This window comes from Nonomuraea sp. NPDC050394 (genome assembly GCF_044459065.1).
Classification (GTDB): domain Bacteria; phylum Actinomycetota; class Actinomycetes; order Streptosporangiales; family Streptosporangiaceae; genus Nonomuraea.
In genome coordinates, this window is sequence record NZ_JBITIO010000010.1 from 313,695 (window position 1) to 335,464 (window position 21,770).

The window sequence follows — 21,770 nt, forward strand, 5'->3', positions numbered from 1 at the left end:
TCGGGACTCCATGAGGTCGGCCGGACCTCACCAAAGCACCGCCCGGCCGCCCTGTCCTTGTCAAAGTACGCGCCCCGCCGGAGATGATGTGCCTCATGCGTACTCAAGTAGGGATCATCGGCGCGGGGCCCGCCGGGCTGTTGCTGTCCCATCTGCTCCACCTGCGCGGCATCTCCTCGGTGGTGCTGGAGCGCCGCTCGCGCGAGTACGTCGAGCGGCGCGTCCGTGCCGGGGTCCTGGAACAGGGCACGGTCGACACGCTGGTCGCGGCCGGGGTGGGCGAGCGGCTGCTGCGCGAGGGCCTGCCGCACGAGGGCATCGAGCTGAGGTACGGCGGCGCCGCCCACCGCATCCCCTTCGAGAAGCTGGTCCCCGGCCGGCGGATCACCGTCTACGGCCAGCAGGAGGTGGTCAAGGACCTGATCGCGGCCAGGCTCGAAGCGGGCGGCGACCTGCGTTTCGAGGTGGACGACGTGGAACTTCACGACCTGGAGGGCACGCCGTACGTGACGTTCGGCGGCGAGCGGCTCGACTGTGCGGCGATCGCGGGCTGCGACGGCTTCCACGGGGTGTCCAGGCCGTCGATCCCGGAGGGCGTGCTGACGGTGTTCGAGCGCGAGTACCCCTTCGCCTGGCTCGGCGTGCTGGCCCGGGTTCGCCCCTCGTCCGAAGAGCTGATCTACGCCAGGAACGAGCGCGGCTTCGCCCTGCACAGCATGCGCTCGCCCGAGGTCAGCCGCTTCTACCTCCAGGTGCCGCCCGGCGCCGACCTCGCCGACTGGCCGGACGAGCGCGTCTGGGCCGAACTGAAGGCCCGCCTGGAGACGGTCCCCGGCTTCACGCTGGAGACGGGCGAGATCATCGAGAAGGGCGTCACGCCCATGCGCGGCTTCGTCGCCGAGCCCATGCAGTATGGCCGGCTGTACCTGGCCGGCGACTCCGCCCACATCGTCCCGCCCACCGGCGCCAAGGGACTCAACCTGGCCGTGGCCGACGTCAACGCCCTCACCGAGGCGCTGGCCACCTTCTTCGCCACCGGCTCCGCCGCCCTGCTCGACGGCTACTCGGCGGCATGCCTGCGGCGGGTGTGGCGGGCGCAGCACTTCTCGTGGTGGATGACGACGCTGCTGCACACCTTCGACGACGAGGACGCCTACGGCCGCCGCCTGCAGCTGTCCTACCTGGACTACGTGACCTCCTCGGCGGCCGCCGCGACCACGCTGGCCGAGAACTACGTGGGGCTCAGCTGAACAGCCCGTGGCAGTGGTGGGCCAGGAAGGAGGTCAGGCCGGGCACGGCCACCAGCGCGGCGGGGCCCGCCAGCAGCCCGGCGACCGCCAGCAGCCCGGACAGGCGCTCACGGCGTTCCAGCGGCTCGTGCGGGTGGAGCATGCGGCGCACCCTGGTCAGGGCCGTCTCGCCGCCGGCGGCCAGCGCGAAGGCGGGTACGCGGCCGGTCGCCAGGCCCACCAGCGCGGCGGCGATGTGGATGCGGTGGTGCCGCCTGGCGGCCATGTCGTCGGCCAGAAGCTCGACCAGCCTGGCCAGCTCCGCCCGCGCCCGCTCGAACAGCGGCACCCGCGGGAAGGCCCGGGTGAGGATCTCGGCCCCGGCCAGCACGAGGTGGTGACGCCCGCGCAGATGGGCGTGCTCGTGGGCGAGGACGGCGGCCACCTGGTCGGGGGTCAGCGACTCCAGGGCGCCGGTGGTGATGACGGTCTGGGCGCGGCGGCCGGGCAGGCAGTAGGCGACGCGCTCGGCGTGCTCGACCACGACCGCGCCGAGGTCACCGTCGGGCCGGCCCAGCAGGGCGAGCATCTCGGCATGGCGGCGGCGCTCGCGGCGGGTACGCAGCACCACGTCGGCCACCGAGTAGGCGAGCCTGGCCACGATGAGGGCGGCGCCGGCCAGCCCGGCGCGCACCCCGGTCAGCGAGAGGTCGGGCAGCTCCGTGCAGGCCTCGAAGAAGCGGGCCAGGCCGTGGCCGATCAGGTCGGTGGGCACCGCGAGGGAGATCGCGGCCAGCAGCGCGGCGGCGACGGCGGAGAAGCCGGCCGCCTGCCACATGCCGATCGCCAGCCGGGGCGCCCTGGACGTCCACGACGCCCGGCCGAGCAGGCGCGGCAGCAGCACGGCCGCCACGACCGCGTAAAGAGCGAGGAAGAGCGGGACGATCACTGCTTGCGGCCTCCGGGCGGGAAGACCTGCAGCGCCGCCTCCAGCGCGGTGGCCTCCTCGGGGGTCAGCCGCTCCAGGAAGTGCACCAGCGTCGCGGCCTGGTTGCCGCTCGCGGCCAGGGAGTCGCGCATCAGCTCGGCGGTGTAGGCCTCCTTGGAGGCGACCGGCTCGTAGACGTAGGCGCGGCCGACCGGCTTGCGCTTGAGCAGGCCCTTGGTGTGGAGCTTGTCCATCACCGTCATCACCGTGGTGTAGGCGATCTCCCTGTCCTTGCGGAGGTCTTCGAGCACGTCACGCACCGATGCGGGCTTGTGGTAGGCCCACATCCTGTCCATGATCGTGGACTCGAGTTCTCCCAGGCCGCGCTTCATGCGCTCATGCTACCGAGTTCAGTGGGGCACGACCCCGGCCGCCAGGACCCTTCGGTAGGCGGCCAGACGGTCCTCGACGCTGTCCAGACAGCAGCTTGAGCACTTCACCGCCTCGGCCGAGGTGTAGTAGAGACAGCACGTGCGCCGGAGGTAGAACAGGCCTTCGCGCTCGCCCTCGCGCAGCCGTACCACCTCGCCGAGGGGGTCCAGCACCGGTGCCGCGGCGAGGAAGCGCCGGTAGGCGGCGTGCAGGACGTCCACGTCGGCCCCGAGGCGGCTGGCGACGCAGAAGGCGGCGGCGCAGCCGTGCGCCACGCCGCCGTTGAGCTGGCGCAGCCCGGCCCTGGTCCGCGTCCGCATGGCCTGGGCCAGCGGCAGCAGGTGCTCGTTCAGCACCCACGAGACGAGCGTGTCCAGCGAGCCCGGTCGCACCTCGGGCTCGCGCAGCGCCACCGCCTCGAAGCCGTGGTGCGGAGACAGGCGGATCGCCACGTTCGGCGGGCGCATGTCCACCAGGACGTCCTGCAGGGCCCAGGCCAGCAGCGCTGAGGCGGTGACGGTGCCGGAGTAGACGGCCATGACGGTCAGCGCGGTCGCGTGCTCCGACACCTGCCCGCTGGCCGTCCGCTCGGCCTCCAGGACCTGCCCGAGCTCGTCGGAGCCGGGGTCGAGGAGGCGGTCGCAGGCCAGCCAGCCCTCTCCGGTCAGCCCGGTCTCCAGCCGGTACCTGTCTCCGAAGGACGCCAGGCGGGCGAACACGTCTCTCACTTGAGCAGCTCCTGCGTGTAGGGGTGGGCGGGCGCGGCGGCCAGTTCCGCCGCCGGGCCGTGCTCGACGATCTCGCCGGAGCGCAGCACGACGATCCTGTCGCACGCCTGGACGGCCTCGCCCAGGTCGTGCGTGACGAAGACGACGGCGAGGCCGCGTCCCGAGGCCAGGGAGCGCAGCGTCGTCGCGATCCCGGCCCTGGTCGAGACGTCGAGCATCGAGGTGGCCTCGTCGGCGACGAGCAGCACCGGCTCACCGGCCAGCGCGCGGGCGATGGAGACGCGCTGGCGCTGGCCGCCGGAGAGCTGGCCGGGGAAGCGGCGCAGAAACTCCCGGTCGCACGGCAGACCGGACGCCTCCAGCGCGGCCAGCACCTTCTCCTCCCGGTCGCCCGGCGTGCCGGAGACCACGAGGGGCTCGGCCACCAGGGCGCCCACCCGCATGCCGGGGTGCAGGGAGTCGTAGGGGTCCTGGTGCACGAAGCCGATGCGCCGCTGCAGGAGCCGTAGCGCCTTGCCGCGCCGGCCGGTCAGCTCCTCGCCGTCCACCACGACCCGGCCCGCCGTGGGCTTGATCAGGCCGAGGGCGATCCTGGCCAGCGTGGACTTGCCCGAGCCGCTCTCTCCGACCAGGCCGACGATCTCGCCTGACCGCACCTCCAGGTCCACGCCCTTGAGCGCCTGGACGCCGCGGCGCCGGTAGACGTGGCGGATGCCGGTGAGGGTGGCGGCGGGAGTACCGGCTGAGGGGGCCGAACGCGGCACGACGGGGTAGACGGGCGAGCCGGGGTGGTGGCAGGCGAGGCCGTCCACGAGCGGCGGGTCCACGTCGTGGCAGGGGTCGAGCGCGAGCGGGCAGCGCGGCGCGAACCGGCAGCCCGCGTGCGCCTGGCCGAGCGGGGGCGCGGAACCGGGCACGCTGCCCCAGGGGATCGAGCGGTCGGTGGCGGGGGTGGCCGTGAGCAGGCCGAGCGTGTAGGGGTGGCGAGGCGGCGCGCCCTTGGGGCGGATCTCGGCCAGGCGGCCCGCGTACATGACCGCCACCCGGTCGGCGTGCGGGGCCAGCGCGGCCAGGTCGTGCGAGACGATCAGCATGCCGATGCCGAGCGAGGCCAGCAGGGCGAGGACCTGACGTTGCACGATCGCGTCGAGCCCGGTGGTGGGCTCGTCGGCGACCAGCAGAGACGGCTCGCCGGCCAGCGCCAGCGCGATCGCCACCCGCTGCCGCTGCCCGCCGGACAGCTCGTGCGGGTGGCAGGTGAGATGCTCGGCGCCGAGCCCGACGCGGTCCAGCAGCTCGCCCGGCCGCGCGCGGCCGCCGTGCAGCGCGAGCATCTCCTCGATCTGCGCGCCCACCTTGTGGACCGGGCTGAGCCCGGTCATCGCGCCCTGGGGCACGATCGCGATCTTCCGCCCCCGCACCCCCGCCCAGTCGGTACGGCGGGCAAGGTCGTCCTCCCCGAGCATGGCCGAGCCGGTCACCTCCGCCGAGCCGGGCAGCAGCCCGAGCAGGGCTCTGGCCAGCGAGGTCTTGCCGCAGCCGCTCTCACCCACGAGCGCCACGATCTCGCCGTCGCCCACGTCCAGGCTGACCCGGTCGACCGCGGGCAGCCCGTCATAGTGGACCGATATCCCGGTGATGGAGAGCATCAGGCGGGCACCTCCTTCAAGGCCGGGTTGAGCCGTTCTTCGACCGCGGTGCCGATCAGCGCCAGCGCCAGGACGCTCAGCGTGATCGCCAGACCGGGTGGCAGCGCCCACCACACCCACGCCTCCGACAGGAAGACGCCGTTGACCTGCACCCAGTACAGGGTGGTGCCCCAGCTCGGCGCGGTGGGGTCGCCCAGGCCGAGGAAGGACAGCGTGGCGTCGTAGAGGATCGCCCGCATGGCGGCGCGGACGAACACTGGGATGAGCAGCGGCCCGATCAGGTAGGAGCCGTGCCGCAGCAGCAGCCACCAGCGTGGCGCGCCCATCGCCCGCGCGACCTCCAGGTGGCCGCGCGACCACGCGGTCAGCATCCCGGCACGCAGCACCCGGGCCGGAACCGGCCACATGAGCACGACCAGGATGGCCACCCTGATCCCGAACGACTGCCCGAGGAAGGCGGCGGCCAGGATGAACAGGATCAGCTCCGGCAGGATGAGCATCACGTCGATCGAGCGCATGATCAGCGAGGACAGCCACCTGGGCCCGATGGCGGCGGCGCCGCCGATGACCGCGGCCAGCGCGGTGACCACGAGCGCCACCAGGAAGCCGAGGCCGAGCGAGGTGGCCGCGCCGACGAGCAACTGGTCGAGGAGGCTGCGGCCGAGGTCGTCGGCGCCCAGCGGCAGCCCGGGGCCGGGCGGGGCGTAGGGTTCGCCGACACGGGCGGTGCCCGCGGAATCGGGCAGGAGCAGGCCGTAGACGGCGGCGGCGGTGATGACCGCCAGGAGCGCGAGGCCGGTGCGTCCCTGCCCGCCGAGCGCCCTCATTGCCTGGCCCGCGGGTCGAGCAGCGGGTAGGTGGCGTCGGCGATCGCGTTCATCGCCACCACCATGAGCGTCAGCACGAGGAAGGCGCCCTGCATCAGCGGGTAGTCGCGGGCCGAGATCGCGCCGAACGTGAGCCGCCCGAGCCCTGGATAGGCGAAGACGGTCTCGATGACGATCGAGCCGCCCGCCAGGAAGCCGATCTCCATGAGCACGATGGTGTGCACGGGCAGCAGCGCCGGCCGCAGCGCGTGCCTGCGGACCAGCCTGCCGTACGGCACGCCGCGCGCGTGGGCGTGCTGGACCGGCTCGCTGGTCAGCACGGCCAGCATCGAGGAGCGTGTGTAGAGGAAGAAGTAGCCGAGGCCGGTCACCACCAGCGTGGTCACCGGAAGTACCAGGTGCGCCAGGGTGCCGGCGCCGTAGGTGGGCAGGACGTTGAGCTGTACTCCGAACACGACGATGAGCAGCATGCCGAGCCAGAACGCCGGCAGCGAGTCGAGCACGATCGCGGTGCCGAGCAGCCCGGCGCCGCCGCCCCTGCGCCTGCGCAGCGCGCCGAGCACGCCGAGCGCGACGCCCAGGACGCAGGTGATGACGATGCTGGTGCCGACCAGCAGCAGCGTCCAGGGCAGGGCCTCGCCGATGGCCTCGGCCACCGGCCGGCCGTCCGACAGGGACGTGCCGAGGTCCAGGGTGAAGACGCCGGTCACGTAGTCGGCGAACTGCTCGGGGAGCGGGCGGCCGAAGCCGTACTCCTGGGCGATCTGGGCGCGTTCGGCCTCGGTCAGCCTGGACAGCGCCTCGGGGCTGCCGAAGAGCTTCATCGGCCCGCCCGGCAGCGCCCTCGGCAGCAGGAAGTTGAGCAGCAGCGCGATCACCACGACCGCGCCGTACTCCAGGAGCCGCCTCATCCGACGAACGAGCCGCTGTGCAGGACGCCGAGGCCGTTCTGCCAGGTCCAGCCGCCGTAGGCGTCCTTCCGGTAGGCGTAGGCGCCGTTGCGGTAGTAGAGGGTGAGGAAGGGGAGCTGCTCGGCGATCTTCCGCTGGAGCCCGGCCGCGGCGGCGGCCCGCTTCTCCGGCGTGGTCGTGGCCTTCAGCTCGTCGATGGCCTTGTCGACCCCGGCGTCGGCGAAGCCTCCGATGTTGAGGTTGCCGTCCTCCGGGTCGCTGTCGAAGAGCGTGACGATCTGGCTGCTGGTCTGCATGACCGGCGCCGACCAGCCCCACATGGTCAGGTCGTAGTTGCGGCCCTTCTTGACGTCGTAGTCGGGCCAGACCTTGGTGTCGAGCGAGTCCGGGTCGAGCGAGGTCACCTTGATCTCGACGCCGACGTTCTTGAGCATGTCGCGGATCAGCTCGGCGCTGCGCAGCCGGTCGGTGGAGGTGCTCTGGACGAGCAGCTCGTAGCTCATGGGCTTGCCGTCCAGGGTCCTGACGCCGCCGGGGCCCGGCTTCGCGCCCAGGGCGTCGAGCTCGCGCTTGGCGGCCTCGACGTCGAACAGCGGGGGCAGCGCCGGGCCGCCCACCGGGGACTCGGGGTGGACGAAGCCGGGGTTGCCCGGTGTGCCCTGGCCGAGGAGCGCGGTCTTGACGAGGTCGCGTACGTCGACGGCCTTGGCGAGGGCCCGCCGTACCTCGGCGCGGTCGAAGGGCGGGCGGGTGGTGTTGAACTGCAGCATCGTGGAGGCGAACTCGGTGCCCTCGGCGATGCCGATGTTCGGCTGGCTCTGCAGGGCGGCGCGCTGCTGCGGTGGCACGTTCCTGACCGACAGGGCTACCTCGCCGGTGCGCAGGGCGGCGAACTGGGTGGTCTCCTGCGGGATCACGTTGACCTTGACGGTGTCGACCTTGGGCTTGCCGCCGAAGTAGCCGGGGTTGGCGGTGAGCGTGTAGCCGCGTTCCTTGTCGTAGGCGGTCAGCCGGAACGGGCCGGTGCCGATCGCCTTGTCGGTGCCCGCCTCGTTGACCTTGGTCACCGACTCCCACAGGTGCCGGGGAAGCACGGCCATGTCGGACAGGATGCGCAGGGGGAACTCGGGGTCGGCGGCGTCGAGCGTCATCGTGACCGCGTCGCCGTCAGCCTTGACCGCGCGGATCGGGCGCACGTCGATCGCGGAGTCGCCGGAGAGGTTCTTGCGGTAGAACTCCACGCTGAACACCACGTCGGCGGCGGTGAACGGCCGGCCGTCCTGCCAGGTGACGCCGGTGCGCAACGGCAGCCTGAACACCTTGTTGTCGGTGGTCTCGACCGCGGTGGCCAGCGAGGGCGCCACGGTCTCGCCCTTCTGGACCAGCAGGGTGTCGAAGATGAGCTTGACCAGGTTGTCGCCCGGGTAGCCGCTCTCGTTGGTGAAGGGGGTGAGGGTGCCCTCGTCGGAGGAGATCGCGATGGTCACGGTCTTGGCCGCCTGGGCGGCGGGTCGTTGGGCCGGTGCGCCGCTGCACGCGGCCAGCGTCGCTACCAGGGCGAACACGAGAACGGCAGAGTATTTCACGGAACCTCCGGGGGGTATGCGAGGTCGTGGGGAGCACTCTAGCCAGGAAATCCGATGATGAGTAGTAGTGACCGGTTTCTTTCCCGCTCAGCGGCTGACGCCCTCCGACGTCGGCTCAGCGGCTGACGCCTTCGGACGTCGGCTCAGCGGCTGACGCCTTCCGATGTCGGCCGGAGGAGGTCGAGGTCGGCACGGCGGGGCAGCGACTCCCAGTCGCCCTGCGAGGTCACGGCGAAGGCGCCCGCGGCGCAGGCGGTACGCAGACGCCGGTCCGGGTCGGCCCCGGCCAGCCAGTCCGCCAGCCAGCCGGCCGCGAAGGCGTCGCCCGCCCCCACGGGGTCGACCTCGGTCACCTTGTACGGCTCCGCGTGCCGTACCTGGTCCTCGGACACCTCCATCGCCCCCCGCGCCCCGAACTTGAGCAGCACGTGGCGCGGCCCCAGCGCCTTGGCCAGTGCGACGGGATCGTCCGCGTCGGCGATCAGCCGTGCCTCGTCCTCGGTCGCGAACACCACGTCCACGTCGGCGATCACCGAGCGCAGCCACGCGCCGGCCTCCTCGCGCGTCCACAGCGCCCTGCGGTAGTTGACGTCGAGCGAGACGAGGACGCCGGCCGCGCGGGCCGCGTCGATGGCGTGCCGCACCGCCGCCCTGGCCGAGGGGGAGAGGGCGGGGGTGATGGCGGAGACGTGCAGGACGCGGGCGCCCGCGATGAGCGCGGGGTCGAGGTCGGCGGGGGACAGACGGGAGCCGGCGCTGTCCTTGCGGTAGTAGCGCACGTCGATGAGATCGGCGGTGCGCCTGCCCTTGATCATCAGGCCGGTGGGCGCGTCCGGGTCGGGGATCGCGCGGGCGTCCACGCGTTCGGCGCGCAGGGTCGAGGCGATCAGCTCGCCGAACTCGTCGTCGCCGACCCGGCCGACCCAGGTGACGTCGTGGCCGAGCCTGCTGACGCCGATGGCCACGTTCGACTCGGCACCGCCCAGGCCGAGGTCGAAGTCGCGGGCGAAACGCAGGGGCCCGGTCCGCCTGGCGGCGAACAGGGCCATGGTCTCGCCGAACGTCACCAGGTCGGTCATCGTGTGGACCCCAGCTTTCTCGAGATGCGCGCGGCGGCCTCCGCCACCATCGGGCCCAGTTCCCGTACCCGCGCGGCGGTGATGCGCGAGGTGAGGCCGGAGACCGAGATGGCGGCACTGACCGTGTCGGTGTGGTTGAAGATGGGCGCGCCGACGCAGCGCACCTCGGGTTCGTTCTCGCGGTCGTCGACGGAGTAGCCCCGCTGCCTGACGCGGGTGAGCTCGCGGCGCAGCCGTTCGTGGTCGGTGATCGTGTGCTTGGTCATCGCGGGCAGGTCGTCGGGGATGGCCGAGTCCGGCTGCCAGGCGAGGATGGCCTTGCCGACGGCCGTGGAGTGCAGCGGTCCGCGGCTGCCGATGCGCGAGGCCATGCGGACGGTGGCCTGGTTCTCGACCTTGTCGATGTAGACGACGTGGGGCGGGTCGTAGACGACCAGGTGGACGGTCTCGCGTACCTCGGCGACCAGGCGGTGCGACTCCTCGGCGGCGACCGCCCGCAGGTCGAGGGTGGCCAGGTAGGCCTGGCCGAGCTGGAGCGTGCCGTGGCCGAGCCGGTAGGCCCCGGTCTTCCTGTCGCGTTCCAGGAGCCGGGCCTCGATGAGCGGCGTGGCCAGCCGTAGCACGGTGCTCTTGGAGAGGCCGACCGCCTCGGCGAGCTGGGTGAGCGTCAGTCCGCTGTGGGCGCGCACGTGGTCGAGGACCAGGAGCGCGCGGCGCAGGGAGGCGGACTGGTTGCGGTCGGGCACGATCGCCAAATTACGGCGAAGCATGCATTGATGTCACATTCTGCAGCACCTCGTTGTGCATTGCACAACAAGTCGTGACAAGTCTTTTCGACTCAGGGAGACCTTCCTAGTGTCGGCGCCAAGGAGGCAATAGTGAAGTTTCTTTACTGTGCCGCGGCCCTCTTGGCGCTCGCGGCCTGCGCGCCCTCCACCGCCCCGACCACGGGCGGCGGCGACGAGAAGACCGGAACGCTGAACGTGTGGCTCTACGACGAGCCCAACCGCGCTCCGAAGGACAAGGTCATCCAGGAGGCGATCAAGGAGTTCACCGCGTCACACGCCGACGTCAAGGTCCAGGTCAGCTGGGTCCCGACCACCCCCGCGCGCCACGAGAAGTTCAAGGGCGCCTTCAACGACCCGGCCAGCGCCCCCGACGTGGCCGAGTACGGCAACACCGACCTGGCCGAGTACGCCGCCGCCGGCGGCTTCGCCGAACTCGACCTGACCGGCGAGGACCTGGGCGCCGACCTGGTGAAGTCCGCGACGGTCGACGGCAAGGCGTACGGCCTGCCGTGGTTCATCGGCATCCGCGCCCTGTACTACCGCACCGACGTCTTCGACGAGCTGAAGCTCAAGCCGCCGACGACGATCGCGGAGCTCACCGAGACCGCGCGCACGATCCGGGCCAAGAAGCCCGACCTGTACGGCATAGCCGTGGGCGGCGAGTACACCTTCGGCGCCCTGCCCTTCGTCTGGGACGCCGGCGGCGACATCACCACGCTCGACAGCCCCGAGTCCCGCAAGGGCGTCAAGGCCTACACCGACCTGCTGTCCGACGACATCTGCCCGGCCCAGGCCTGCGCCTCGCTGACCGGCGGAAAGACCGTCGAGCTGTTCGCCAGCGGCAAGGCCGCCATGGGCATCCTGGGCAACTTCAGCCGCTCGGCCGTGGACGCCGGCGCGGCGGCGGGCAAGTACAAGGTCATCCCGCTGCCCGGCGCGGCCCCCGGCTCGATCGCCCCGGCCTTCGCCGGCGGCAACAACCTGGGCGTGATGCAGAACGCCAAGCACCGGACGCTGGCCAACGACTTCGTCAAGCTGCTCGGCGGCAAGGCGTACCAGGCCAAGATGTACGAGGCCATGGGCAACCTGCCCACGCTGACCGGCGTACGGGAGGAACTGGCGGCCAAGGACCCGTTCCTGAAGCCGTTCCTCGACACGGTGGCCAAGGGCACCAAGTTCGTGCCGATCGACCCGGCCTGGGTGAAGATCGACAACAGCAAGGTCATCCCGACGATGCTGCAGAAGGTCGCCACCAAGCAGGCGACCGTCGAGGAGGCGACCACCGAGGCCGCCGCCGCGGTGAAGGCCGCCTTCGGGTGACGCGCGTCTCACGAGCCAGGCCGTGGGTGTACCTGCTGCCCACGGCGGCCGTGCTCGGGCCGATGTTCGGCTACCCCTTGTACATGCTGGGCCTGCTGTCGGTCTTCGACTACCGGCAGGCCCACGTCAGCGGCGGGGAGCCGACCCGGTTCCTGGGGTTCGGGAACTACGCGAGGCTTCTGTCGGACGAGCGCTTCTGGAGTGTGCTCGTCCAGACGGTGGTCTTCGCGGCGGCGCTGGTGCTGGCGACGCTCGTCGTCGGCGCCGCGCTCGCGATCGTCATGGACAAGGCCGCTCCGTGGGCGCGCACCACGCTGTCGCTGGCGGCGCTCGGCGCGTGGGCGGCCCCGGCGATCACCGGCTCGACCGTGTGGATGTTCCTGTTCGACGCCGACCTGGGCCTGGTCAACCAGGTGCTCGGGCTCGACGGCTACAACTGGTTCTACGACAAGTGGGTGACGTTCGGCGTGGTCGGGGCCACGGTCGTGTGGCACTCGTTCCCGTTCGTGATGGTGACCCTGTACGCCGGGATGAAGGCGATCCCCGGCGAGGTCCTGGAGGCCGCGGCCCTGGACGGGGCCTCCGCGGTGGGCACCTTCTGGCGCGTGACGATGCCGATGCTCAGGCCGCTGGTGACGATCGTGGTGATCCAGTCGATCATCTGGGACTTCAAGATCTTCACGCAGATCTACGTCATGACCAACGGAGGCGGGATCGCGGGCCAGAACACCGTGCTCAACGTCTACGCCTACCAGACGGCCTTCGGCTCGTCGGAGTACGGCCTCGGGGCCGCGATCGGGGTGGTGATGGCGCTGATCCTGCTGGCGGTGACGCTGGTCTACATCCGCGCGCTCTACCGGACGGGGGAGAAGCTGTGAGGGGCCGCTGGATCGCCAACGCGGTGGCGCTGGTGGTCGCGCTGCTCACGGCCTTCCCGCTCTACTGGATGGCGCTGTCGGCGCTGAAGCCGGCCGGTGAGATCCAGTCGCTGGACGTACGCCCGTGGACGGCCCATCCGACCTTGGAGAACTTCGTCCGGGTCCTGACCGGCGAGGGCTTCGCCCGCTACCTCCTCAACAGCGCGCTGGTGGCGCTGGCCGTGGTGGTGCTGTCGGCCCTGATCGCCTTCCTCGCGGCGGTGGCGGTGACACGCTTCAACTTCCGCTTCAGGACCACCGTGCTGATCATGTTCCTGATCGCGCAGATGGTGCCGGTGGAGGCGCTGACGATCCCGCTGTTCTTCGTGGTGCGCGACCTTCAGCTGCTCAACACGCTGGGCGCGCTGGTGCTGGTGCAACTGGCGTTCTCACTGCCGTTCGCGATCTGGATGATGCGCGGGTTCGTGGCGGCGGTGCCCGAGGCGCTGGAGGAGGCGGCCATGATCGACGGGGCCGGCCGGGCCACGGTGCTCTGGCGCATCCTGTTCCCGCTGGTCGCGCCGGGACTCGTGGCGACCAGCGTGTTCTCCTTCATCACCGCGTGGAACGACTTCATCTTCGCCAGGACCTTCATCATCTCCGCCAAGGACAACCAGACCCTGCCTTCGGCGCTGCTCGTCTTCTTCAAGCCCGACGAGAACGACTGGGGCGGGATCATGGCCGCCTCGACGCTGATGACGATCCCGGTGCTGATCTTCTTCGTGGTGGTCCAGCGCAGGCTCGTCTCGGGCCTGGGCGGCGCGGTCAAAAGCTGATGGCGTCAAAAGCTGAGGGCGTCGAGAGCTGAGGGCGTGAAGAGCTGATGGCTCAGAGGGCTAGGTTCGCGAGGCGCCGAGTACGGCGGTGATCTCGTGCCGGTCGCCGGGGGCGAGGAACTCCAGCAGCCTCGCCCCTTCCTCCTCGGCCTCCCGCAGGTCGGCGGCGGCGAACGGCTTCCACTGGTGGATCGTGAGCGTGGAGGTGCCCTTCTCGGCGCTCACCGTCCAGTCTCCGGCGGTGAACCCGTCCACGAGGATGAGCCGCCACTGGACGTTGGCCTTGACGAACGCGCCGCCCACCTCAAGGGCCTGCGGGGTGATGAACCTCGTCCGGTCGGCATATCCGAGGAAGACATTGTCGAAGTCATACATGAGCCGCACGGGCACCGAAATATCGGCGGAAGGCAGGGTCATGTCCGGCAGGTCGTACAGGACACGATCGTCCTCGGCGCGGTAGCGCACCAGATCCATGCCCTTGACCACGTCGGCCAGCCGGGTCAGCCCCGACCAGGTCTGCACGTCCTTCACCGAGGCCGGCCCGAACGCCCGCAGATAGCGCCGCACCATCTCCTCGGCGGACATCGGCGGCTCGGAGTTTCCCAGCCACGCCTCCGCGGAGGTGTGCGCGATCGGCCCGCTGCGTCCCCACAGGCCGCGCGGCGGCACCTGCACCAACGGCACCAGCCAGCGCACGACCTGACTCAGCGCGTGCGGGTCGTTGCCCGGCCAGCGCTCCGCCAGCGCCTTGCCCAGCTCGGCGAAGCTCAGCGCCCGCTCCTCCACCAGCGCGCGACCGGCCACCGCCAGCTCGTCGAGGTCGACGCCGGACAGCCGCCTGACGAAGGTCGAGCGCGTGCCCCGCTCGGTCACCGGGTCCAGCAGGGGCCGCAGCGCCAGGCAGTCGCGGGCCGAGACCAGGTGGATGGTCGAGCGCTGCAGCGCGATCCTGACCAGCTCACGGTTGTCCAGGAGCGCGGAGGCGGACAGCGGGTCGAACCCCTCGATCCGGTTCCACAGCCCGGCGTACCAGGTATGCGGGGTCTGCGCCTGCAGGCCGAACAGGTGCTCGACCACCTCGACCACCGACAGGTCCGTACGGCGCAGCAGCAGTTGCCGCTCCATCGCGGCCCGGTTGAGCGCCCGGAGGCTGAGGACGGGATCCATGGCACTACCGTAGGGGCAATCGCGGCATGTCCGCTTCCGCGATTCTGGGTACGGTGGCGGTGTTGTGCTGACCTTCCAGGTGCTCGGCCCGCTCACCGTCCACGTCGACGATGAGCCCTTGGTGCTGGGGCGGCCGCGGCAGCGCTCGGTCCTGGCCAGGCTGCTGGCCGCCGGCGGCCAAGTGGTGCCCGTGGACCGGCTCATCGACGACCTCTACGCCGACGAGGCGCCGCCCAAGGCGCTGGCCGCCGTCCAGAGCTACATCTCCAACCTGCGCCGGGCGCTCGAACCCGGCCGCTCGCCGCGTTCCACCGGCGGGGTGCTGGTGACCGTTCCGCCCGGCTACGCGGTACGGCTGCCCGCCGGCGCCGTGGACGCCTGGCGGTTCGAGAGCCTGGTACGCGACCCGTCGGCCGGCGCCACCGCGCTGGCCGAGGCGCTCGCGTTGTGGCGCGGGCCCGCCTACCAGGAGTTCGCCGGTCTGGCGTGGGCCGACGCCGAGGCGGCCAGGCTGGACGAGCTGCGCGCCTCGGCCGTCGAGCGGCACGCGGGGGAGCTGATCGGGCAGGGCGGGGCGGCGCGGGCCGTACCGGATCTGGAGGGGCTCGTCGGCGCGTACCCCCTGCGCGAAGGGGCGTGGGCGCTGCTGGCGCGGGCCCTGTACCGATGCGGGCGGCAGGGAGAGGCGCTGGGCGCGCTGCGGCGGGCCCGCGCCCACCTGGTGGAGGAGCTCGGCGTCGATCCCGGGCCCGAGCTGCGGCAGCTGGAGGAGGACATCCTCGCCCAGGCCGCCCATCTCAGCGACCGGCCCGTCCCCGCCGCGCCGCCCGAGCGGCCGGTCGTGCCGGCGCAGCCGTACGTGGGCAGGCGCGGGGAACTGGCCGGCGTGCTCGCGCTGCCCGCGGGGGTGGTGCTGGTCAGCGGGGAGCCCGGCGCCGGCAAGACGGCCTTCATCGAGCAGGTCAGGACCCGGCTCGTGGCAGAAGGATGGGCGGCCGGCTGGGGACGCTGCCCCGAGCACGAGGGCGCGCCTCCCGGCTGGGCCTGGGCCGAGCTGCTGCGGGAACTGGCCGCCAGGGTGCCGCCCGACGACCCCGAGGCACTGGCTCCGCTGCTGCGCGACGCGGCGGTCCGGGGCGACGCGGCCACCGCGCGCTTCCGGCTGCACCGCGCGGTCGCCGCCTTCGCGGGCGCGGCGGCGGCCAGGCAGCCGCTCCTGATCGTCCTGGACGACCTGCACCGCGCCGACGCCGAGACGCTCGCCCTGCTCACCCACGTCATCGCCGAGAACACCGCCGCCCGCCTCCTGGTGATCGGCTCCTACCGCCACACCGAGCCCAGCGAACGCCTGGCCGACGCCCTGGCCGCGATCGCCGCCCACGCACCGCTGCGCATCGAGCTGGGCGGGCTGTCGCGGGCCGAGGTGGCCGAACTGGTCCTGATCACCTGCGCCCGCCCGGCCCCGCCCGAGGCGGTCGCCGAGATCGCCGAACGCACCGGCGGCAACCCGTTCTTCGTCAGGGAGACCGCGCGGCTGCTCGACTCCGAGGGCACGGTCGCCGTCCCCGCGGGCGTACGGGACGTGCTGCGCCGCCGCCTGGCGCGGCTGCCCGCGCAGGCGCGGACCATCCTGCGGCACGGCGCGGTCATCGGCAGGGAGAGCGGCGTCGCCGTCCTCACCGCCGTCAGCGGCGGCGACGAGGAGGCGGTGCTGGAGGCCATCGAGTCCGGCCTGGTCACCGGGCTGCTGACCGAACCGGAGGCGGGCCGGCTGCGCTTCGCCCACGTGCTCATCCGCGACACCCTCTACGACGACCTGTCACGCATCCGCCGGGCGCGGCTGCACGGCAAGGTCGCCCGCGCGATCGAGGAACACGAGCCGGACGACGTGGCCGCCCTGGCCCATCACTACCTCGCCGCCGCGGAGCGGGCGAAAGCCGTTCACTATGCCAGGCTCGCCGCGCGGCAGGCCGAGCGGCGCTTCGCCTTCGCTCAGGCGGCCGAGCTGTGGCAGCACGCGCTCGACGGCTTCGACGGCACCGCCCGCGAGCGCCTGGAGCTCATGCTGGCGAAGGTCTCCGCCCTGGCCAACGACGGGCGGCTGGTCGAGGCGCGTACCCACCGCACCGGGGCGGTGCGCGAGGCGCTGCCGCTCGGCGACCCCGAGCTGCTGGCGCGGGTGATCGTCTCCTTCGACGTGCCGATGTTCTGGAGCAGCAGGGAGTACGGCGGGCTCGACACGGACCTGCTCGCCGCGGTCGAGTCGGCGCTGGAGTCGCTGCCTCCCGGCGACGGCATGGCCCGCTGTCAGCTGCTGACCACGCTCGCCTTCGAGCTGGAGGGCGAACCCACCGAACGCGGCTACGTGGCCTCCCGTGAGGCCGTCGCCATGGCCCGCCGCCTGGGCGACCCCGGCCTGCTGACCCTGGCGCTGAACGGCCGCCACCACGAGAGCTTCCGCTACGACGGCCTGGCCGAGCGCGAGGAGATCGGGCGGGAACTGCTCACCATGGCCGAGGCCGACGGCACCCTTGAGGTGGTGGCCCACCTGATGCTCATGCAGAGCGCCACCGGCCGCGCCGACTTCGCCGCCGCCGACCACCACGCCGCGCGGGCCGCCCGCCACGGCCGCGCGCTGCCCGAGGCCGTGGCCGGCTTCTACCGCGGCCTGCGCGCGGTCCTGGCCGAGGACTACACCGAGGCCGAACGCCGCTACCGCGCCGCCGCCAAGCAGGCCGGCCGCCTCGGCATGTGGCAGCACGAGGCGGGAGTGCTCCTGCTCGCCCTGTACGGCATGCACCTGATGCGCGGCGACGTCTCCCCGCTGCTGCCCGAGATCGAGCCGTGGGCCGGCTACGAGCCCTGGCGGGACCAGGTCACCGAGCTCCACGCGCTGGCCCTGTGCCACGCGGGCCGCGCGGACGAGGCGCGGGCCCGGCTGTCCGGCCCGCTGAAGCCGATCAGGCGCGACTACTTCTGGCACTTCCTCACCGCCGTCCGCGCGCTGCTCGGCATCGCGCTCGACGACCGGCCGCGCATGGAGTCGGCCTACACCGACCTGCTTCCCGTGGCGGCCCAGCCCGTGGGCGGCACCGGCTACCTGGCCGTCTGGCCCACGGCTCAGGTCCTCGGTGACGTGGCCGGCCACCTGGGCCGTCCCGCCGGCCAGCACTACCGGCACGCTCTGGAGGTGGCGGAGCGGGCGGGCGTGGCCCCCTGGATCGCCGCCGCCCGCGCCCGCCTCGGCGGTCAGCCGAACAGCAGCCGCTCGCGCCGGGCGTAGCGGCCCCGGGTGACGGCGAGCAGCACGCGGAACGGCGCGCCCGCGTCGGCCAGCAGCCCGTCCATTTCCGCCTTGGTGGCGTAGCGGGCCAGCCACGGCACGGTGAAGGTCAGCTCCTTGAACGTGGCGCGCCTGGCCACCTGCTTCTCCACCCACGCGTACGCCTGGTGCGGCACGAACCGGGAGATGATCGGGAACAGGTCGGACTCCTCCTCGGCGATGTGCTCGTCGAGCAGCGCGAGCAGTTCCGCCAGCTCGCTCCCGAGCGTGGCCGGGTCGCCGTGCACGGCCCTGCGGCAGCGGTTCAGCAGCGGCTCCAGCATCTGGTGGTCGTCGGTGAACGGGTTGAGGTCCACGGCCCGCCCGGCGGTGCTCTCGATGATCGGCCACAGCAGGTCGTCCTCGTTGGCGTGGTGGTGGTCGATCTCGACGAGCAGGCTGGAGACGTACGCGCGCAGGACGGCGACCCGCGCGACGCCCGGCGACCCGGGCCGGGCGAGCAGGGCGGTGAGCCGCCGCAGGTCGGCGAGCATGGCCCGGTGGATGACGTACATCGAGGTCAGGTTGGGCTCTGGCTCCTGCCCGCCGCCGCGGCGGGGCGTGAACGTGGGGATCTGTACGGTGCTCATGCGGTCAGCATGAGTCGCCGCTCTTTCCGTCCTCTGGTGGCGTACTTGTCGCCGGGTCAGCAACTGCTGCGGTAGGAGGCCTCGGGGATGAGCTTCGCCCACTCGGCCTCGCTGAGCGCGCCGCCCGCCCGCGCGCACACCTGCTCGGCCGCGAGCAGCGGGTCGATCGGCGACTGCTGCACCTCGCCGCCCGGCTGCACGACGAACAGCCGCCGCCCGTCGTCGCTGAAGGCCATGTCGGCGGGGTAGGCGTCCACCGGCGCCTGGCCGACCTCGCGCAGCGAATCCGCCTCCCAGAGCTCCACCCGCTCGCCGCCGACGGCCAGCAGCCTGCCATCGGGGGAGAAGCGCAGGTGCTGGGCGCCGGAGGAGACGGGCGCCGTCCGGCCCGTGCGGGTCGTGAGGTCCCACAGGAGCATGCGGCCGTCCTCGCCGAGCACGTAGCCGAGCGTACGGCCGTCGGGGCTGAAGGCGACGGCGTCCGGAGCCAGGTTGCGCACTCCGGCGGGGTCGCGGGTGACCCGGCCGCTGTTCAGCTCGACCAGGTCGGCGCCGGAGGCCAGGGTCCTGCCGTCGGGGCTGAAGGCCAGCGCGGTGCTGCCCACGCCGGACAGCGTGCGGGTCTTGCTGCCGTCGCGCACGCTCCACAGGTCGATGTCCGGCCCGCGTACGACCGCGAGCGTGCCGCCGTCGGGCGACAGCCGTACGGCGGAGGGCTCGTGGCCGGTGTCGATGGCGTTGACGCGGCGCCCGGCGGCCACGTCCCAGATCACGACCGGGTCGGCGGCGACGGCCAGCAGGGTGCCGCCGTCGTCGAAGGCGAGGTCGCCGGTGCCCTCGATGCGGCCGATCGGCTGCTTCTTGAGCGCGTCGGTGAGCTTGATCGCGCCGGACACCTGCAGCGCGGTCACCCGGCCGCCGGGCGAGAGCCGGGCCATGCCCATGCTGACCGCCTCCTCGTCGGGCGTCAGCTCGACGGCGCTGGAGACGTCGATGGAGACCACCGAGCCCGAGCCCTTCACGTAGCGCAGCGCGCGGCCGTCGCCGGAGAAGGCGAGGGCGGCCTCGGCCTGCCTGACGGGGTACTGGCCGAGAATGCCGGCGTCCGCCACCCGCCAGAGCTGGGCCTGGTCCTCCAGCCGTTCGGCCAGGAACCTGCCGTCCGGGCTGAAGACGACGGGCAGCAGCGAGCCGCCCCTGCTCGGCAGCAGGCGGCGCCCGCCGGTGGCGGTGTCGACGAGCGTGATCCCCGTGGCGCCGGTGACGGCCAGGCGGGAGCCGTCCGGGCTGAACGCCAGCGGCAGCTCCGCCCCGCTCTTGGCGACCGGCACGTCCACCTGCACGCTGGCGGTGCGCTTGCGGGAGCGCAGGTCCCACAGCTCGGCCCGGCCGCCGTCGTCGGCGGAGCCCAGTGCGGCCCAGCGGCCGTCGCGGGAGACGGCGTAGGTCCGGCCCGTCAGGTCGAGGGGCAGCGGCGCGCCATCGGCGGGGTAGAGCTCGGTCCTGCCCCCGGCGGACAGGGCCAGCAACCGCCCGCCGGCCAGCAGCTCCACCGCGTCGCCCTGCGGGCGGGCGGCGCCGACCTGCTCGCCCGTGGCCAGCTCGACCGTGCGCACCGTCGAGCCGTCGGAGACGGCGGCCCTGGCGCCGTCGTCGCTGACCGCCTCGACCTGCCCGCCCGGCACCCTGGCCCGGCCGGTGGCCCTGCCGGTGGCGATGTCCCAGGTGACGACCTGGTCGCCGGCCCGCTTGAGCAGGCTCTTCCCGTCGAAGGCCAGGTGGTAGGCGGCCGACGGCACGATCTCCGGGTCGGTGAACACGCTCACCTCCGGCTGGGCCAGCGAATGCTGCAGCGCGGTCCTGGCCTCGAAGACCGGCGACAGGCTCCAGGCCGCCACGCTCAGCCGCATCGCCGCCTGCGGGTCCGTCGCGCGCATCGCCTCCGCCCTGGCCGCCACCGCCCGCGCGTTGGCCTGCGCGAGCTGCTTGCTCAGGTCCTGGCTCTGCCGTACGGCCAGCACCGACGCCGAGACGGCGACCGCCAGCAGCGCCGCCATCGCGGCCAGGGCCAGCCCGCGCCGGCGCCCGCGCCGCCTGGCCTGGGCGGCGCTGCGGTCGAGGAAGTCGCGTTCGAGGGCGTTGAGGTCCAGGTGGCGGCGGGTGGTGGCGGCCCAGCCGAGCGCGGTGTCCAGGGCGCTGCCGTGGTAGAGGTCGGCGGCGCGGCGGCGGTGGGCCTGCCAGTGGAGGGCGGCGCCGCGCAGCCTGCCGTGCACGGCCAGGCCGTCGCGGTCGTCGGCCACCCAGGAGCGCAGCCTGGGCCAGGCGTGGTAGAGCGCGGCGCTGGCCGGGGCGACCAGGTCGTCGGAGACGGCCACGAGCTTGCCGGTCTCGGTGTCCTCGGGGGCGACCTTGAGGCTGCGCCGTACCAGGAGACCGGCTTCGGCGAAGTGGGCCAGCACGCCGGGGTCCTCGGCCTCGTCGCGCGGGATGCGGCGGAGCGTCTCGCCGTCGAGCATCCGCAGCAGCAGGCCGGGCACGGCGCGCTGCTGCTCGGGGGTGAGCGCGGCGTAGACCTCCTCGGCGACCTCGCCGAGCGGACGCTCGCCGCCGAGGCCGTCCGGCGGCCTGACCTGGGCCGCCAGCTCGGCGCCCGCGCTCGGCTCCGCGCTGCCCAGCAGCCCGAGCAGCAGTTCGGGGGCGGTGGGGCGCCCGGCGGGGTCCTTGGCCAGCGCGCGGGCGACCAGCGAGCGCAGCGGCTCGGTCAGGTCGCCGGGGTCGGGGTCGACCGTGAGCACCCGGTGCATGACGCCGCCGAGGCTCTCGGCCTGGAACGGGTCCTCGCCCGTGGCGGCGAACAGCACCACGCCGCCCCAGGCGAACACGTCGGCGGGCGGCCCGGCGCGGCGGCCGGTGAACACCTCGGGCGCCATGTAGGTGGGGGTGCCGCCGACGAAGCTCGTGCTCGCCCCGTCGGTGGTACGCGCGACGCCGAAGTCGATCACCCGGGGCCCGTCCGGCCCGAGCAGCACGTTCTCCGGCTTGAGGTCGCGGTGCACCACGCCCGAGCTGTGGACGGCGGCCAGCGCGGTGGCCAGTGCGACGGCCAGCCTGAGCAGGGAGTCGCCGGAGTAGGGGCCGTGACGTTCGAGCGCCTGGCGCAGGTTGGGGCCTTCGACGAACTCGCTGACGATGTACGGCCGCTCGGCGTCCAGCCTGGCCTCGACCACGCGGGCGGTGCAGAAGGAGGCCACCCGGCCGGCCGCGGCGGCCTCCTTGGCCAGTTGCCCGCTCAGCCCGCCGTGCAGGACCTTCACCGCGAAGCGGCGGCCCTCGGCGTCGTAGGCGTCGTAGACGACGCCCTGGCCGCCCGCGCCGAGCCGGCCGGCCAGCCAGTAGCCGCCAAGCCGTTCGGGGTCACCGGGCACCAAGCGCATCGTCACTGCCCCTTAGATGCGCACAACGCGGAATTGGTTGCCGCCCGCAACGCCACAGGTCCCTCGCGCGCCTCGAGGGACCCGTGC

At 72.8% G+C, this 21,770-nt stretch carries 17 protein-coding genes; 5 read left to right on the forward strand and 12 right to left on the reverse strand.

Annotated elements, in window-relative coordinates:
- Window positions 1–95: 95 nt before the first annotated feature.
- The gene (locus ACIBKY_RS34755) at window positions 96–1,250 is read left to right on the forward strand and encodes a 4-hydroxybenzoate 3-monooxygenase (protein WP_397103440.1); all 1,155 of its coding nucleotides are present in this window, start codon (window positions 96–98) and stop codon (window positions 1,248–1,250) included.
- Here the strand turns inward: ACIBKY_RS34755 and ACIBKY_RS34760 are convergent.
- From ACIBKY_RS34760 to ACIBKY_RS34800, 9 genes are all read right to left on the reverse strand, one after another.
- Entirely contained in the window at window positions 1,243–2,178 is a 936-nt protein-coding gene (locus tag ACIBKY_RS34760; RefSeq protein ID WP_397103442.1) for a M56 family metallopeptidase, read from the reverse strand. The two genes, ACIBKY_RS34755 and ACIBKY_RS34760, sit on opposite strands and share 8 nt — an antisense overlap.
- Entirely contained in the window at window positions 2,175–2,549 is a 375-nt protein-coding gene (locus ACIBKY_RS34765; RefSeq protein WP_184960283.1) for a BlaI/MecI/CopY family transcriptional regulator, read from the reverse strand. Before ACIBKY_RS34765 ends, ACIBKY_RS34760 begins: the two co-directional genes overlap by 4 nt.
- An 18-nt stretch (window positions 2,550–2,567) precedes the next feature.
- On the reverse strand, window positions 2,568–3,317 hold the full coding sequence (locus ACIBKY_RS34770) for a (2Fe-2S)-binding protein (RefSeq protein WP_397103444.1): 750 nt from the start codon (window positions 3,315–3,317) through the stop codon (window positions 2,568–2,570).
- Complete coding sequence (locus tag ACIBKY_RS34775; RefSeq protein WP_397103446.1) at window positions 3,314–4,966, reverse strand: oligopeptide/dipeptide ABC transporter ATP-binding protein; 1,653 nt, start codon at window positions 4,964–4,966, stop codon at window positions 3,314–3,316. The genes ACIBKY_RS34770 and ACIBKY_RS34775 overlap by 4 nt, the downstream gene beginning before the upstream one ends.
- Window positions 4,966–5,793 (reverse strand): ABC transporter permease, encoded by an 828-nt coding sequence (locus tag ACIBKY_RS34780; protein WP_397103448.1) that lies wholly within the window; start codon window positions 5,791–5,793, stop codon window positions 4,966–4,968. Before ACIBKY_RS34780 ends, ACIBKY_RS34775 begins: the two co-directional genes overlap by 1 nt.
- The gene (locus ACIBKY_RS34785; RefSeq protein WP_379612332.1) at window positions 5,790–6,704 is read right to left on the reverse strand and encodes an ABC transporter permease; all 915 of its coding nucleotides are present in this window, start codon (window positions 6,702–6,704) and stop codon (window positions 5,790–5,792) included. The genes ACIBKY_RS34780 and ACIBKY_RS34785 overlap by 4 nt, the downstream gene beginning before the upstream one ends.
- Entirely contained in the window at window positions 6,701–8,290 is a 1,590-nt protein-coding gene (locus tag ACIBKY_RS34790; RefSeq protein ID WP_397103450.1) for an ABC transporter substrate-binding protein, read from the reverse strand. The genes ACIBKY_RS34785 and ACIBKY_RS34790 overlap by 4 nt, the downstream gene beginning before the upstream one ends.
- A 143-nt stretch (window positions 8,291–8,433) precedes the next feature.
- Window positions 8,434–9,369 (reverse strand): sugar kinase, encoded by a 936-nt coding sequence (locus ACIBKY_RS34795; RefSeq protein WP_397103452.1) that lies wholly within the window; start codon window positions 9,367–9,369, stop codon window positions 8,434–8,436.
- The gene (locus tag ACIBKY_RS34800) at window positions 9,366–10,139 is read right to left on the reverse strand and encodes an IclR family transcriptional regulator (protein WP_397103454.1); all 774 of its coding nucleotides are present in this window, start codon (window positions 10,137–10,139) and stop codon (window positions 9,366–9,368) included. The genes ACIBKY_RS34795 and ACIBKY_RS34800 overlap by 4 nt, the downstream gene beginning before the upstream one ends.
- A 108-nt stretch (window positions 10,140–10,247) precedes the next feature.
- Here ACIBKY_RS34800 and ACIBKY_RS34805 point away from each other — a divergent pair, with 108 nt between their 5' ends.
- From ACIBKY_RS34805 to ACIBKY_RS34815, 3 genes are read left to right on the forward strand one after another with little or no spacing between them, the layout of a single operon-like run.
- Window positions 10,248–11,477: an extracellular solute-binding protein gene (locus ACIBKY_RS34805; RefSeq protein ID WP_397103456.1), complete on the forward strand. Its 1,230-nt coding sequence runs from the start codon at window positions 10,248–10,250 to the stop codon at window positions 11,475–11,477.
- The gene (locus ACIBKY_RS34810) at window positions 11,474–12,355 is read left to right on the forward strand and encodes a carbohydrate ABC transporter permease (RefSeq protein WP_397103458.1); all 882 of its coding nucleotides are present in this window, start codon (window positions 11,474–11,476) and stop codon (window positions 12,353–12,355) included. Before ACIBKY_RS34805 ends, ACIBKY_RS34810 begins: the two co-directional genes overlap by 4 nt.
- The gene (locus ACIBKY_RS34815) at window positions 12,352–13,170 is read left to right on the forward strand and encodes a carbohydrate ABC transporter permease (protein WP_184960267.1); all 819 of its coding nucleotides are present in this window, start codon (window positions 12,352–12,354) and stop codon (window positions 13,168–13,170) included. The genes ACIBKY_RS34810 and ACIBKY_RS34815 overlap by 4 nt, the downstream gene beginning before the upstream one ends.
- 60 nt (window positions 13,171–13,230) lie before the next feature.
- On the opposite strand, the gene ACIBKY_RS34820 is transcribed toward ACIBKY_RS34815, so the two are convergent.
- Complete coding sequence (locus tag ACIBKY_RS34820) at window positions 13,231–14,337, reverse strand: winged helix DNA-binding domain-containing protein (RefSeq protein WP_397103461.1); 1,107 nt, start codon at window positions 14,335–14,337, stop codon at window positions 13,231–13,233.
- Window positions 14,338–14,401: 64 nt separating this feature from the next.
- Here ACIBKY_RS34820 and ACIBKY_RS34825 point away from each other — a divergent pair, with 64 nt between their 5' ends.
- Window positions 14,402–17,620: a BTAD domain-containing putative transcriptional regulator gene (locus ACIBKY_RS34825; RefSeq protein ID WP_397103463.1), complete on the forward strand. Its 3,219-nt coding sequence runs from the start codon at window positions 14,402–14,404 to the stop codon at window positions 17,618–17,620.
- Here the strand turns inward: ACIBKY_RS34825 and ACIBKY_RS34830 are convergent.
- Window positions 17,587–18,249 (reverse strand): hemerythrin domain-containing protein, encoded by a 663-nt coding sequence (locus ACIBKY_RS34830; protein WP_397103465.1) that lies wholly within the window; start codon window positions 18,247–18,249, stop codon window positions 17,587–17,589. The genes ACIBKY_RS34825 and ACIBKY_RS34830 overlap by 34 nt on opposite strands.
- A 56-nt stretch (window positions 18,250–18,305) precedes the next feature.
- The gene (locus ACIBKY_RS34835) at window positions 18,306–21,683 is read right to left on the reverse strand and encodes a protein kinase (protein ID WP_397103596.1); all 3,378 of its coding nucleotides are present in this window, start codon (window positions 21,681–21,683) and stop codon (window positions 18,306–18,308) included.
- Window positions 21,684–21,770: the final 87 nt, after the last annotated feature.

Excerpts from the sequence above, each read along its gene's own strand:
- ACIBKY_RS34830 (WP_397103465.1), bottom strand. The coding sequence starts at position 18,249 with ATGAGCACCGTACAGATCCCCACGTTCACGCCCCGCCGCGGCGGCGGG.
- ACIBKY_RS34755 (WP_397103440.1), top strand. The coding sequence starts at position 96 with ATGCGTACTCAAGTAGGGATCATCGGCGCGGGGCCCGCCGGGCTGTTG.
- ACIBKY_RS34775 (WP_397103446.1), bottom strand. The coding sequence starts at position 4,966 with ATGCTCTCCATCACCGGGATATCGGTCCACTATGACGGGCTGCCCGCG.
- ACIBKY_RS34835 (WP_397103596.1), bottom strand. The coding sequence starts at position 21,683 with ATGCGCTTGGTGCCCGGTGACCCCGAACGGCTTGGCGGCTACTGGCTG.
- ACIBKY_RS34780 (WP_397103448.1), bottom strand. The coding sequence starts at position 5,793 with ATGAGGGCGCTCGGCGGGCAGGGACGCACCGGCCTCGCGCTCCTGGCG.
- ACIBKY_RS34795 (WP_397103452.1), bottom strand. The coding sequence starts at position 9,369 with ATGACCGACCTGGTGACGTTCGGCGAGACCATGGCCCTGTTCGCCGCC.
- ACIBKY_RS34785 (WP_379612332.1), bottom strand. The coding sequence starts at position 6,704 with ATGAGGCGGCTCCTGGAGTACGGCGCGGTCGTGGTGATCGCGCTGCTG.
- ACIBKY_RS34765 (WP_184960283.1), bottom strand. The coding sequence starts at position 2,549 with ATGAAGCGCGGCCTGGGAGAACTCGAGTCCACGATCATGGACAGGATG.
- ACIBKY_RS34800 (WP_397103454.1), bottom strand. The coding sequence starts at position 10,139 with ATGCTTCGCCGTAATTTGGCGATCGTGCCCGACCGCAACCAGTCCGCC.
- ACIBKY_RS34820 (WP_397103461.1), bottom strand. The coding sequence starts at position 14,337 with ATGGATCCCGTCCTCAGCCTCCGGGCGCTCAACCGGGCCGCGATGGAG.